The 11,334-nt window shown below is 72.8% G+C and carries 12 protein-coding genes and 1 pseudogene; 9 read left to right on the top strand and 4 right to left on the bottom strand.

Going from position 1 to position 11,334, the window contains the following annotated elements:
* Window positions 1-13: 13 nt before the first annotated feature.
* Window positions 14-1,144: an aminoglycoside phosphotransferase family protein gene (locus AB0917_RS31065; protein ID WP_366823026.1), complete on the bottom strand. Its 1,131-nt coding sequence runs from the start codon at window positions 1,142-1,144 to the stop codon at window positions 14-16.
* A gap of 231 nt (window positions 1,145-1,375) precedes the next feature.
* On the opposite strand from AB0917_RS31065, the gene AB0917_RS31060 reads away from it, so the two are divergent.
* Entirely contained in the window at window positions 1,376-2,872 is a 1,497-nt protein-coding gene (locus AB0917_RS31060) for a hypothetical protein (protein WP_366823025.1), read from the top strand.
* 99 nt (window positions 2,873-2,971) lie between these two features.
* Here AB0917_RS31060 and AB0917_RS31055 read toward each other — a convergent pair whose 3' ends face one another.
* Window positions 2,972-4,396: a SpoIIE family protein phosphatase gene (locus AB0917_RS31055; protein WP_366823024.1), complete on the bottom strand. Its 1,425-nt coding sequence runs from the start codon at window positions 4,394-4,396 to the stop codon at window positions 2,972-2,974.
* Window positions 4,397-4,627: 231 nt separating this feature from the next.
* Here AB0917_RS31055 and AB0917_RS31050 point away from each other — a divergent pair, with 231 nt between their 5' ends.
* The 3 genes from AB0917_RS31050 to AB0917_RS31040 all read left to right on the top strand — a co-directional run bounded on the left by AB0917_RS31050 (window position 4,628) and on the right by AB0917_RS31040 (window position 6,214).
* On the top strand, window positions 4,628-5,593 hold the full coding sequence (locus AB0917_RS31050; RefSeq protein WP_366823023.1) for a phosphotransferase: 966 nt from the start codon (window positions 4,628-4,630) through the stop codon (window positions 5,591-5,593).
* A gap of 129 nt (window positions 5,594-5,722) precedes the next feature.
* Window positions 5,723-5,887: a 50S ribosomal protein L33 gene (rpmG, locus tag AB0917_RS31045; protein WP_366823022.1), complete on the top strand. Its 165-nt coding sequence runs from the start codon at window positions 5,723-5,725 to the stop codon at window positions 5,885-5,887.
* Window positions 5,888-5,953: 66 nt separating this feature from the next.
* Window positions 5,954-6,214 (top strand): type B 50S ribosomal protein L31, encoded by a 261-nt coding sequence (locus AB0917_RS31040; protein ID WP_366823021.1) that lies wholly within the window; start codon window positions 5,954-5,956, stop codon window positions 6,212-6,214.
* Between the two features lie 224 nt (window positions 6,215-6,438).
* Here AB0917_RS31040 and AB0917_RS31035 read toward each other — a convergent pair.
* Together AB0917_RS31035 and AB0917_RS31030 are read right to left on the bottom strand one after the other, a co-directional pair.
* Window positions 6,439-7,086 (bottom strand): annotated as a pseudogene (locus tag AB0917_RS31035) (YoaK family protein).
* Between the two features lie 197 nt (window positions 7,087-7,283).
* Window positions 7,284-7,784: a tetratricopeptide repeat protein gene (locus AB0917_RS31030; RefSeq protein ID WP_366823020.1), complete on the bottom strand. Its 501-nt coding sequence runs from the start codon at window positions 7,782-7,784 to the stop codon at window positions 7,284-7,286.
* Window positions 7,785-7,881: 97 nt separating this feature from the next.
* Between AB0917_RS31030 and AB0917_RS31025 the strand changes: the two genes are divergently transcribed.
* The 5 genes from AB0917_RS31025 (at window position 7,882) to AB0917_RS31005 (ending at window position 11,281) form a co-directional block, all read left to right on the top strand.
* Window positions 7,882-8,556, top strand: coding sequence for a VanZ family protein (locus tag AB0917_RS31025; RefSeq protein WP_366823019.1), 675 nt, complete (start codon window positions 7,882-7,884; stop codon window positions 8,554-8,556).
* 134 nt (window positions 8,557-8,690) lie between these two features.
* Window positions 8,691-9,395, top strand: coding sequence for a DUF4230 domain-containing protein (locus AB0917_RS31020; RefSeq protein WP_366823018.1), 705 nt, complete (start codon window positions 8,691-8,693; stop codon window positions 9,393-9,395).
* 274 nt (window positions 9,396-9,669) lie between these two features.
* Entirely contained in the window at window positions 9,670-10,185 is a 516-nt protein-coding gene (locus AB0917_RS31015) for a lytic polysaccharide monooxygenase auxiliary activity family 9 protein (protein ID WP_366823017.1), read from the top strand.
* A gap of 184 nt (window positions 10,186-10,369) precedes the next feature.
* The gene (locus AB0917_RS31010; RefSeq protein WP_366823016.1) at window positions 10,370-11,041 is read left to right on the top strand and encodes a TNT domain-containing protein; all 672 of its coding nucleotides are present in this window, start codon (window positions 10,370-10,372) and stop codon (window positions 11,039-11,041) included.
* Window positions 11,042-11,047: 6 nt separating this feature from the next.
* Window positions 11,048-11,281 carry a hypothetical protein gene (locus AB0917_RS31005; protein ID WP_366823015.1) on the top strand — a complete coding sequence of 78 codons (234 nt, stop codon included), beginning with the start codon at window positions 11,048-11,050 and terminating at the stop codon, window positions 11,279-11,281.
* Window positions 11,282-11,334 lie beyond the last annotated feature (53 nt).

Raw genomic sequence — 11,334 nt, 5'->3', positions numbered from 1 at the left:
GGGGAGCGCTGACTCAGCGCGTCCCGACCGCCGCCCGCACCGCCCGCCGCGCCATCGCGCAGTCGTCGTGGAGCCTGCGCAGCAGCAGCCGCTGCTCCTCGCCGGAGGAGAGCGCGCCCGGACGGTCCTGGCCCGCGGCCACCGGGGGCGCCTCGCGCATGGTGCGCTGCACGGCCGTCTCGTAGTTACGGATCTCGCGGGTCAGTACGAGCATCAGGTTCACCAGGAACGCGTCCCGTGCGGCCGGCCCCCTGGCCTGCGCCAGCTGGCTGATCTGGCGCCGCGCCACCGGGGCGTCACCGAGCACCGCCCACAGGGTCGCCAGGTCGTAGCCCGGCAGGTACCAGCCCGCGTGCTCCCAGTCGACCAGCACCGGCCCGGTCGGTGACAGCAGGATGTTGGAGAGCAGCGCGTCACCGTGGCAGAACTGGCCCATGGACTGGCGGCCGCCCGCGTGCGCCAGGCCGTGCAGCAGCTTCTGCAGGTCACCCAGGTCACGGTCGGTGAACAGGCCGAGCTCGTGGTAGCGCGCGATCCGCGAGGCGTAGTCGAGCGGCGCCTCGAACAGTCCGGGCGGCGGCCGCCAGGCGTTCACCCGGGCGATGGCGCCGAGCGCCGCACGGATGTCGGCCCGCGGCGGCGCCTCCGCCGGGTGCCGGGTCAGCGCCGCCACCCTGCCGGGCATCCGCTCGATCACCAGCGTGCAGTTCTCCGGGTCCGCCGCGATCAGCCGGGGCACCCGAACCGGGGGGCGGTGCCGGACGAACGCGCGGTACGCCGCTATTTCGTGCTGGAACCGTTCCGTCCAGGCGGGGGAGTGGTCCAGTAAACACTTCGCCACGGCGGTGGCCCGCCCGGTGGTGCCCACGATCAGCACCGAACGGCCGCTGCGCCGCAGGACCTGGACCGGGTTGAACTCGGGGCAGATGCGCTGCACGGAGGCGATGGCCATCCGCACCTGCGCGCCCTGCGGCCCGGAGAGGTCGATTCTTCCGCTGAGAGGTCCGGCACCCGGTCCCGCCGCCCGCCGGGTCCGGCCCAGACCCTGCGCACCGGAGTGGGGGGCGAGATACGGTCCGCCGCCCGTCCCCATGGGACGGAGCGGCCGGGGCGGGGCGGACACGGAGGACGATGCTGTGTACATGGGCGAGACAGATCCCTTCGTGCGCCGACAAGTCACGTGCGCCAACCCGGCCGACGGCCGTTCGGCACCCTGGGGAGTACCTAGGGCTGCCGGGCGGGGTGGCGCTTTCCTACCTGACACCGGGGCGCGGGTGGCAGACCATCTGGCGGACCCTGGCGAACCCTGGCGAATAGTCACAGCGCACCTGACAGGGGGTTAGTGTCAAGTCAGCCGAGAACCTGGGGGCTTGACGTGACCGGAGAACCCAACACCCGCCTTTCCGACCTGTTCGGCCTCGCCGGCTGGTCCAAGGGCGAACTCGCGAGAATGGTGAACCGGCAGGCGGCGGCCATGGGCCACCCGCAGCTGGCCACCGACACCTCGCGGGTCAGGCGCTGGATCGACATGGGGGAATCCCCCCGTGATCCCGTGCCGGAGGTGCTGGCAGTCCTGTTCACCGAGCGGCTCGGCCGTGTCGTGACCATCGAGGACCTCGGGTTCGGCCGGCGCGGGCGTGTGGGGAAACGGCGTGACTCGGGGACGGAACACGATCCCGATCAACTGCCGTGGGCGCCCGAACGGACGGCAGCGGTCCTCACCGAATTCACGGGAATGGACCTCATGCTCAACCGACGTGGCCTGGTGGGCGCGGGCGCCGCGCTCGCCGCCGGCTCCACCATCGCCGGCCCCATGTACGACTGGCTGCACAGCGATCCCGTCCTGTCGGCCGACGCTCCACGCACAGGCGAAGCCCAGCACGCAGACCCCGCCGGTTTCGACCGGTACGAGGCGGCGCCCGTGGGCTCCGAGGAGGTCGAGGCCCTGGAGCACTCGGTCGAGGTGTTCCGGGCCTGGGACGCCTCCCGCGGCGGCGGACTCCAGCGCAAGGCCGTCGTGGGCCAGCTCAACGAGGTGGGAGGCATGCTCGCCTACCGCCACCCCGACCATCTCCAGCGCCGCCTGTGGGGCGTCGCCGCCAACCTCGCCGTACTCGCGGGCTGGATGTCCCACGACGTCGGCCTCGAACCCACCGCCCAGAAGTATTTCGTCATCGCCGCCCACGCGGCCAGGGAGGGCGGCGACCGGCCGCGCGCCGGGGAGGCGCTCTCCCGCGCCGCGCGTCAGATGGTGCACCTGGGCCGCCCCGACGACGCGCTGGACCTGATGAAGCTGGCGAAGTCCGGCTCGGGGGAGGAGACCCTGCCCCGTACGCAGGCGATGCTGCACACCATCGAGGCCTGGGCGCAGGCGGCCATGGGCCGGGGCCAGGCCATGCGGCGCACCCTCGGCGAGGCGGAGGAGCTCTTCGTCTCGGACAAGGGCGACGTGCCGGCGCCGAGCTGGATGCAGATGTTCGACGAGGCCGACCTGCACGGCATGCAGGCCCTGGCGTTCCGTACGCTGGCCGAGCACGACCCGGCGGCCGCCTCCATCGCCCAGCGCCACGCGAAGCAGGCCCTGGAGCTGCGGGTCGACGAACGTCAGCGGTCCAGGATCTTCGACTACATCTCGCTCGCCTCGGCCTGCTTCATCGCCAACGACCCCGAACAGGCCGACCGGTACGCCAGGCTCGCCCTGGTGTCGATGGGGGAGACCTCCTCGCACCGCACCTGGGACCGGCTGCGCGAAATGTACCGGCTCACCGGGCAGTTCGCGGGTCACGCCAAGATCCAGGACCTTCGCGAGCAGATCGAGCTCTCCTTGCCGCAGAGCCCGGTCGCCAAGAAGGCCAGGGGTACGCAGGCCTGATCCCCGTACGCGTCCGTCGGCGGAGGCCGTAACCGCCGCGCGTACCTTCCGTCATGACGCCCCGGCAGTCCGCACGGCCGGTCCCGCGTCTGCGCTCCCTCACGCCCCGATCCGGGCGATCAGCACACACGCGTCGTCCAGGCGTTCGGTCCCGCCGTACTCCTCGACCACGCTCCGTACGCACTCCTGTGCGTCACGGGCCTGTGCGAACCGGGGAGCGAGGGCGAGCAGTTGCTCCGGGCCCGCACCCCGGCCGCTGCGCCGGGTCAGGCCGTCCGTGTGCAGCACCAGCACGTCACCGGCGAGCAGGCGCACCTCGTCCTGCTCGTAGGCGGCCCGGGGCGCGGCACCGAGCAGCATCCCGTCCGGGGGCGGCAGTCGGCGTCCCGTTCCGTCGCGGAAGAGCAGGGGCGGGGGGTGTCCCGCCTGCGCCCAGGAGAGGGTGCCGGTCGCCGGGTCGAACCGGCAGCACAGGGCGCTGCCCAGGACGGGTCGCACCGACGTTTCGAGGAGGTGGTTGAGGTGACCCATCAGGGCGCCCGGCTCGATGCCGGCGACGGCCATGCCGCGCAGCGCGCCGAGCACCATGGCCATGGCCGAGGTGGCGGGAATCCCGTGTCCGGTCAGGTCGCCGACGGTCAGCAGGGCCCGGCCGTCGGGCAGCTCCATCGCGTCGTACCAGTCGCCGCCGATGAGGCCGCTGGAGACGGAAGGGAGGTAGTGGGCGGCGATGTCCAGGGCGCCGGAGCCCTGGAGCGGGAGGTGTGAGGAACCGCGCCACGGTGGCAGGACGGTCTCCTGGAGCTCCACGGCCATGCGGTGCTCCGTGCGCTCGATGTGCTCCTCGCGCCGGGCCGAGTCCCGGCTCCGGCTGACACATTCCTCGCTGCGGCGCAGCTCGCTGACGTCCCGGAGGACCGCCCACATGGAGGCGGTGCAGCCCTCGGCGTCCAGGACCGGTTCGCCCGTCATGTGGAGCGTGCGCACCCGGCTGTCGGGGAGCACGATGCGGAACTCCCCGTCCATCGGCTGCCCGTCCACGAGGCAGCCCGTCACCATGGAGGTCAGCTTCGGCTGGTCCTCGGGGAGCAGCACGGACGGCAGGTCGTCCAGGGAGAGGGGCGGTGAACCGGGCGGCCGGCCGAAGATCTCGTACAGCTCGTCGGACCAGCTGACCTCGTCGGTGACGAGGTTCCATTCGGCGCTGCCCACCCGGTTCGGCGGGGATCCCGCCGCCGGGCCCTCCGGGGCCGGGCGGTCGCCCACGGTGGTGGAGCGCTGGGCCGGCAGACCGGCCTTGAGCTGACCCAGATGCTGGTCGAGGTCGTCGAGATGCCGGACGGCCAGGTCGCACAGGGCGCGCTGCCAGCGCGCCTGGGGGCCGTCCTGGTCGGTCACCGCCGTGTTCCGCCCCACGGCGTCCACATCGCCGCGCAGTCGACGCGTGCGGTGGATCAAGGCGTCGACGGCATCGTGCGCGGGGGGCTGTGGTGCGGGGCGGTCCGCGAACAGATGGGACGGCATCTCGTACTCCGATACAGGCGCGGCGCGGCCGGGTCTCAGGGGTGGACCGCTATCGACTGTCGCACAGGCCGCGGCAGCCCGTAAGGGATTCGGCAACACTCGATGCGGTGTTGCTTCTGGCATATGCCACCGGCTGGGCGGGAGGGGGTAGCCCCCGAACGGGCGTACGGGTAAGGGGTGTTGGCCTGCTCCCGTGGCAGAGGCGAGCCGGGATGAAGGGGCCGGGCGGGAATGCGCGTGCGTGCGGCCGGGCCGCCCGGCAGGATGCCTCGCATGCCCGAGCAACCGCATGCCATCCGTCCCCCGCGGCCGGTCTCCCCGCAGTCCGTTCCCCTGCGCTCCGCCTCCCCGCCCTCCCTTCCTCCGCGCTCCCTTCCTCCGCGGTCCGTTCTCGACGCCTTCGGTCTGCGTGGCACCCCCGAGCCGCTGACCGGCGGTCAGGGACGCAGCGTGCGAGTCGGTGGGGCCGTGCTGAAACCCGCCGAGGGGACCGAGGGCGAATCCGAGTGGGCCGCGTCCGTCTTCGAGAGGCTGCCCCGAGGTGCAGGCTTCCGTGTGCCGCGGCCGTTGCGGTCGGCCGGGGGAGACTGCGTGGTCGACGGCTGGACGGCCGCCGCGTTCATGGCGGGCCGCCCCGGCCCCCGGGGGCGTTGGCCCGAGGTCGTCGCCGTCGGCCGCGCTCTCCACGCGGCCCTCCGCGAGCAGCCCCGCCCCGGCTTCCTGGACCGCCGGACCCACCCCTGGGCGGTGGCCGACCGGGTCGCCTGGGGCGAGGAGGAGGCCGACGTGGTCGCCGAGCTCGCCGAACCGCTCTCGCTCCTGCTGTCCCTGCGGCAGCCCGTGGAGGCGGCGGCGCAGATCGTCCACGGCGACCTCGCCGGCAACGTACTCTTCGCACCCGGCCAGGACCCCGTCGTCATCGACTTCTCCCCCTACTGGCGGCCACCCCTCTACGCGGAGGCCGTCGTGATCGCGGACGGCCTGCTCTGGTACGAGCCCGCCCCGAGCCTCCTGACTGGCGGGGGAGAGGACCCCCGGTGGCGGCAGATGCTGATCCGGGCGCTCATCTTCCGTCTCGTCGCGCTGAGCGGGCTGGTCGACCCGTCCTGGCGCGCCGGGGAGCAGGAGTCCACCCGCTTCCTGGCGGCGACGGAGGCCGTGCGGCGCGGGCCGGACGGAGGCTGGACGCGCCCCTGACGGCCTCCGGGCGCGGGGCGGTCCGGCCCGGGAATGCCGACGGGGTGGGCCGCGTTGTCCCATCAGAACGAAAACGAATCCCATTCCCGTTATGGGGGGTGGGGTCGTCGACCACCACGGGAGGCGCCCATGGCACGCAACGAACTCAGGCCCGTCGTGACCCTCCGGTCCACCGCCGGAACGGGGAGCGGCTACGTCACCCGAAAGAACCGCCGCAACACCCCCGACCGGCTGGAACTGCGCAAGTTCGACCCCGCCGCCGGGCGGCACGTCATCTTCCGCGAGACCCGCTGACCGGCCGCCGGGTCGACTGATCCCCCGTACGGCACCGCCCACCGGCGGTGAGGAAGGAACGCATCGATGAAGCCCCGTATCCACCCCGTCTCCCGCCCCGTGGTCTTCCGTGACCGCGCCGCGGACACCGCCTTCCTGACCCGCTCGACCGCCGACTCCGCCGAGCGCGTGACCTGGGAGGACGGCAACACCTACCCCGTCATCGACGTGGAGACCTCGTCGGCGAGCCATCCCTTCCACACCGGGGGCCGCCAGGCGCTCGACACGGCCGGCCGCGTGGAGAGGTTCCGCCGGCGCTACGGCACCGCCGAGGCGCCCCGGAGCTGACCTCGCCGGGCCCCGCCCGGCGGCGGAACCGGGGACTCCGTGCCATGGATCACATCCATGGCGGCGGAGGCCCGGGAACAGCCCAAGATGGTTTATCGTTCATCTATACGTGGGTGTGAGGGGGACCGTGTCCCCGGGCCTCACCACCGGCCCATGGGGACGATCGCAGAGCCGAAGCCCCATGGAGCCCCCCGCCGAGAGGCGACCGCCCTTCATGCCCGCACTCAAGCCGCCCCGGCTGGATTCCCCCGATCCGGCCGGGGCTTCCCCGCACCCGGCCCCGGTCCTCAGCCCCGCCGCCGCGCGGTTTCGAGGGCCAGCGCCGCGGCTGCCAGCACCACCGCACCCAGTGCGGCCCCCGGGCTCCACCACCGTTCCGTCAGCGCCGCGACCCCCGCCCCGGCCACCACCGCTCCCAGCCGGCCCAGCGCCCAGCCGTCACCCGGCCCCAGCTCCCGTACCGCCGCGCGGGCGACGAGCGAGGTGAGGGTCCCGGTCAGATAGTTCGTCGGCGTCACCTGGATGCGCCCCTGGATGCCCATCGCCAGCGACACCAGGGCCAGCAGCCCGAGCCGGTCACCGTACGACGCGACCAGACCGAGCCCCCACAGCACGGCCGCCGCCCCGAGCAGGACGACCTCCAGCGGCAGCATCACCCCCGGGGCCCGCCGGGCCAGCAGCGCACCGGACGCGGCCCCGCAGACGTACGCCGCCAGGGCGGACACCACCCGCACCGCGACGCCGTCCTCCCCCGCCCCGGCGGCCGAGGCCCCGAGCAGGACCAGGTTCCCGGTCATCACCCCGGCGAAGACCTGGCCCACACAGAGGAAGACGAACGCGTCCGCCGCCCCGGAGGCGGCGGACAGGAGCAGCAGCGGCCACTCGCCGTGGCGCGGAACGCCGTCGGCCCGCGGCGCGGCGGACGAGGGGGGCCAAGGCGGGGGAGAGGAGTGCACGCGTGCATTCTCGGTACGCGACCGCCCGCGTCCGGTGCTCCGCCACCGACGCGGCGCGCCGCCGGGCCGGGCCCTCAGGCCGGGCCCCGCCCACGCGGGCCGGGGTGCCCGGGTCACATGGTCTCGTGGAGATCCTTCGCGTAGTGCTCGATGGCCGACCGGTACTTCTGGACATGCCGGTCGTCACTGGTCGAGGCCACCAGCCGCAGCAGGAGCCGCATCGCCTCGTGGTGCTCCTCCGTGTTGAACAGGGCCATCGCCAGGAACGTCCGCAGCGCCCCGTCGTCCGGGAACTCCTCGACGCCCCGCCGGAGCGTCTCCACGGCCTGCCCGTAACGCCCCAGCACGCGGTAGGTACTGCCCAGCCCCAGCAGCGCCCCCCGCCGGTCCTCCGCGCCGAGCCCCGTCCCCGCCAGGCTGCGCTCGTAGTACGCCACCGCCTCGGACTCCAGGCCCAGGACGTCGTGGACCCACGCGGTCCGGTAGGCCACCTCCGCGTCGTCGGGGAGCCGGGCGGTCAGGGCGAGCAGCCGCTCGCGCGCCTCCCCGGCCCGGCCCTCCTCGCGCAGCCGGTCGGTTTCGGCCAGCAGGTCCTTCTTCTCACGTGCGTTCATGCGCCCATCGTCGCAGGCAGCGTCGGACGGCCGGGCGATTTCCGGGCTCGGGCGCCCGCCTGTGTGTTTTCCACCCCGGCGTGGGCACTCGTCCGCCATGACCGCAGAGACGAAACCCCGTACGCGACAGGGGACATGGGCACGCGTACTGCTGAGGGTGACCGTCCTGACGGTCGTGCTGCTGGGGCTGGTGCTCTTCTCCGTCCTCCTGGCCAAGGTGACCCTCACCCCCTCCCCGGCCTCCGAGGACATCGTCACCTCGAATCTGCGGCCGGGCCGCTCCCTGCGCCAGTACGCCGAGGACTACACCTTCCTCGCGGCGTGCAAGCAGGCGGGCGGAAACCTGCTGCTCGGCGTGCCCTTCGGGCTGCTGCTGCCCATCCTCGTACCGCGCCGCCTGCGCATGATCAGCATGACGCTGCTGACCGCCACCGTCATGGTCCTCGTGGAACTGGTCCAGGGCGCCCTGGTCACCGGCCGCGCCTTCGACATCGACGACGTCATCCTCAACACGGCGGGCGCCCTCCTCGGCTACTTCCTCCTGGGCCGCCGCCTCAGCCACCGCTACCACGCGTACGCGCACCCCCCGCGGGCCACGGAGGAGAAGCCCGCGCCGGAGCCGAAGGCCGCGAAGGCCACGGCGTCCCGGACCAGGACGAAGGCCCCGGCGAAGCCCGGGTCCGAGGCCAGGGGCTCGGGCGGGCGTTCCGCCGGCGACGGCGCGCGGCCCGGCGCCGGCCGCGCCCTGCTGGACCGGCTCCGCCGGCGCTGACCGCAGGGGCTCACCGGAGCAGGGCCCGGGGCCGCTCCCCCCGGTGGCCGCGGCCGTCTGCACGCACGTACCCGAACTGGCCCATTTCATAAGGGAGATGGGTTGAACGCCCGGCAGCGGGTCACATGCAGTCCATGACGTCCAGCGACGCGACCACGGACAGCTCCCCGCAGAGCGGGAGGAAGACCACGCCCCGTCCCGGCCGGGGCCTGCTGAAGGCCGCCGGCATCATCGCGGCCGTCCTGGCCCTGCTGTTCGCCGGCGGCAGGCTCAGCCTGCTGCCCGGACTCGACAGCCTCTTCGGGGAGGAGACCCACGACCGGTCCGGCCCCGCGGTTCTCAAGTCGATCCAGGACATGAGCGCGTACGAGGCGGCCTCGGGCAACTTCCAGGTCGTCGTCGACCTGGAGAAGGACGCGAGGTTCCTGCCCGACGCGGTGCGCGGCACCCGCACCCTGTTCGTCGGCGCGGGCACCGTCGGCGCCTCCGTCGACCTGGGGAAGGTCACCGAGGACGGCGTCGTCGTCGACGAGGACCGCACCACCGCCGAGATCCGGCTGCCGCACGCGGTGCTGGGCAGGCCGGCCCTGGACCCGGACCGCTCCTACGCCGTCGCCAAGCAGCGCGGACTCCTCGACCGGCTCGGCGACCTCTTCTCCGACAACCCGGGCAGTGAACAGGCGGTCAACCAACTGGCCGTCCGGCACATCGGGGAGGCGGCGAAGGAGAGCGGGCTGACCGCCCGCGCCGAGAAGAACACCGCGGACATGCTGAAGGGGCTCCTCGGCTCCCTCGGCTTCGAGCGCGTCACGATCCGCTACGGCGACGACCAGGGGTGATGGCGTTTCACGGCCGGGCGCGGTGACCGTTCGCCGAGGTCCGCGCCCGGTCGGCGCCTCTCCCGGGACTTCCGCGACTCTCTTGACGCGTACGCGACGGTGAGTATGGTCTAGTCCAAGTGCAAGGCCTTTCCGGCACCGGTCATCCGGCCTGTCCGGCAAGGGACTTGTGCCCTTCGCGCCTCGTTGGCCCCACACTCGCGAGGCCTCGCCGTCGAAGCCGGGCCCCCCACGGCCCGCCACCGCACGGTGCGGTCTCATGTGAAGGAGAAGCATGAACACGAAGAGGAAGACCGCTCTCGCCGTCGGCGCCGTTCTCGCCCCGGTCCTCGCCCTGAGCCTCCCGGCGAGCTCCGCCAGCGCCCACGGCTACATCTCCGACCCGCCCAGCAGGCAGGCGCAGTGCGCCGCCGGCACGGTCAGCTGCGGATCGATCAGCTACGAGCCGCAGAGCGTCGAGGGACCCAAGGGTCTCACCAGCTGCAGCGGCGGGAACAGCGGCTTCGCCGAGCTCGACGACGACTCCAAGGGCTGGGCGGTCACCCCGGTGAACCGCTCGCAGCAGTTCGAGTGGAAGATCACCGCCCGCCACTCGACCAGCACCTGGCAGTACTTCATCGGCGGCGAGAAGATCGCCGAGTTCGACGACGGCGGCGCGCAGCCCGGTGCCACCGTCACCCATCAGGTCGACTTCGGCAGCAAGACCGGTCAGCAGAAGGTCCTCGCGGTGTGGAACATCGCGGACACCTCCAACGCCTTCTACGCCTGCATCGACGTCAACGTCAGCTAGCGGCAGGCACTGCTTCGCTCATCGCGCCCCGGCCGGGCCCCTGTTCCTCCCGGCCGGGGCGCGGTGCTGTTCCCTCATGGTCCGGCATGGCCGAAAAGCGGCATGGCGCGGATGCGTCAGGTAGCTGAACGGTTACCCTTCGTCAGCTGTCCGATTGATCATCAGTGCTCGAGGGGATCCCTGAATGAACCGTATGCGTACCGTACTTGCCGCGCTCGGCATCACCGCCGGACTGATCGCCGCCCCCGCCGCGAACGCCGCCCCGCAGCCCGGCGCCCCGGCCGCCGCCGAGCGGCACGAACCCTGCACCGGCGAATACCGCGGCGACGCCCGGCTGGGCCCGAAGTGGCTGCCGAACAACCGACTCGCCCCGGTCGGCCCGCTCCTGAAGGGCTACCAGCGCACCGGCGACCTCTCCCCGCAGGCCTTCCTCAAGAAGTACTGGGAGGGGCCCGCGGACACCGGAAGCTGGAAGTACCCGCCCAACGACGGCTTCGGCGAGGTCAACGGCGAGATCGACAAGGAGCCCGCCAAGCTCCGCACCGGCCAGCGCCTGGACCGCTTCGGCTCGGAGTACGGCGGCTACCTGGCCCCGGCCGGCGACTCCTACGCCGAGCGGGCCCTGCCCCCGCAGAGCCTCAACACCCGTGACGCGGCGACCCCCTGCGACTACCGCGTCTACAAGGTGGCGAAGCCCTTCTGGGTCTGGCAGGGCAGCATCGCCCCGTGGTTCGAGCAGCCCGGTGGCGGCCAGCAGATCAAGCTCGACCCCGTCTTCCTGAACCCGGGCGAGGGCGAGTGGCTGAACGTGAAGTGGCTGCTGGACCACGGCTATCTCACGCCCGCGGGCGCGTAACGCCCCGTGGACCGTCAGACGTTGCACGCCGCACTCGTGGAGGCCCGGATCCCCGGCGGCTACTACCGGATCGAAGGCGTCCACGAGCCGGCACCCACCCCGCCCGACTTCCTCTTCGTACGACGGGCGGCAGGCGGCGGATGGGAGATCGGAGCGTACGAACGCGGCCGGGACGAAGTCCTCGCCCGCCACCCGGACGAGGCCGCCGCCTGCGCGCATCTGCTGCGGCTGCTCGTCTGACCCCCCTTTTGCCGGTACGGCAAAGATCCTTGTAGGGGCGGTGGACGCCCCCG

This window comes from Streptomyces sp. NPDC007346 (genome assembly GCF_040703535.1).
Taxonomy (GTDB): domain Bacteria; phylum Actinomycetota; class Actinomycetes; order Streptomycetales; family Streptomycetaceae; genus Streptomyces.
The sequence above is the reverse complement of the archived record's forward strand: the minus strand, read 5'-3'. Positions and strand labels throughout refer to the sequence as shown.

What these genes read in the sequence shown, in the direction of transcription:
- AB0917_RS31065 (WP_366823026.1), bottom strand. Translation starts at nt 1,144, where the DNA reads ATGTACACAGCATCGTCCTCCGTGTCCGCCCCGCCCCGGCCGCTCCGT.
- AB0917_RS31055 (WP_366823024.1), bottom strand. Translation starts at nt 4,396, where the DNA reads ATGCCGTCCCATCTGTTCGCGGACCGCCCCGCACCACAGCCCCCCGCG.
- AB0917_RS31050 (WP_366823023.1), top strand. Translation starts at nt 4,628, where the DNA reads ATGCGCGTGCGTGCGGCCGGGCCGCCCGGCAGGATGCCTCGCATGCCC.
- rpmG (WP_366823022.1), top strand. Translation starts at nt 5,723, where the DNA reads ATGGCACGCAACGAACTCAGGCCCGTCGTGACCCTCCGGTCCACCGCC.
- AB0917_RS31040 (WP_366823021.1), top strand. Translation starts at nt 5,954, where the DNA reads ATGAAGCCCCGTATCCACCCCGTCTCCCGCCCCGTGGTCTTCCGTGAC.
- AB0917_RS31030 (WP_366823020.1), bottom strand. Translation starts at nt 7,784, where the DNA reads ATGAACGCACGTGAGAAGAAGGACCTGCTGGCCGAAACCGACCGGCTG.
- AB0917_RS31025 (WP_366823019.1), top strand. Translation starts at nt 7,882, where the DNA reads ATGACCGCAGAGACGAAACCCCGTACGCGACAGGGGACATGGGCACGC.
- AB0917_RS31020 (WP_366823018.1), top strand. Translation starts at nt 8,691, where the DNA reads ATGACGTCCAGCGACGCGACCACGGACAGCTCCCCGCAGAGCGGGAGG.
- AB0917_RS31015 (WP_366823017.1), top strand. Translation starts at nt 9,670, where the DNA reads ATGAACACGAAGAGGAAGACCGCTCTCGCCGTCGGCGCCGTTCTCGCC.
- AB0917_RS31010 (WP_366823016.1), top strand. Translation starts at nt 10,370, where the DNA reads ATGAACCGTATGCGTACCGTACTTGCCGCGCTCGGCATCACCGCCGGA.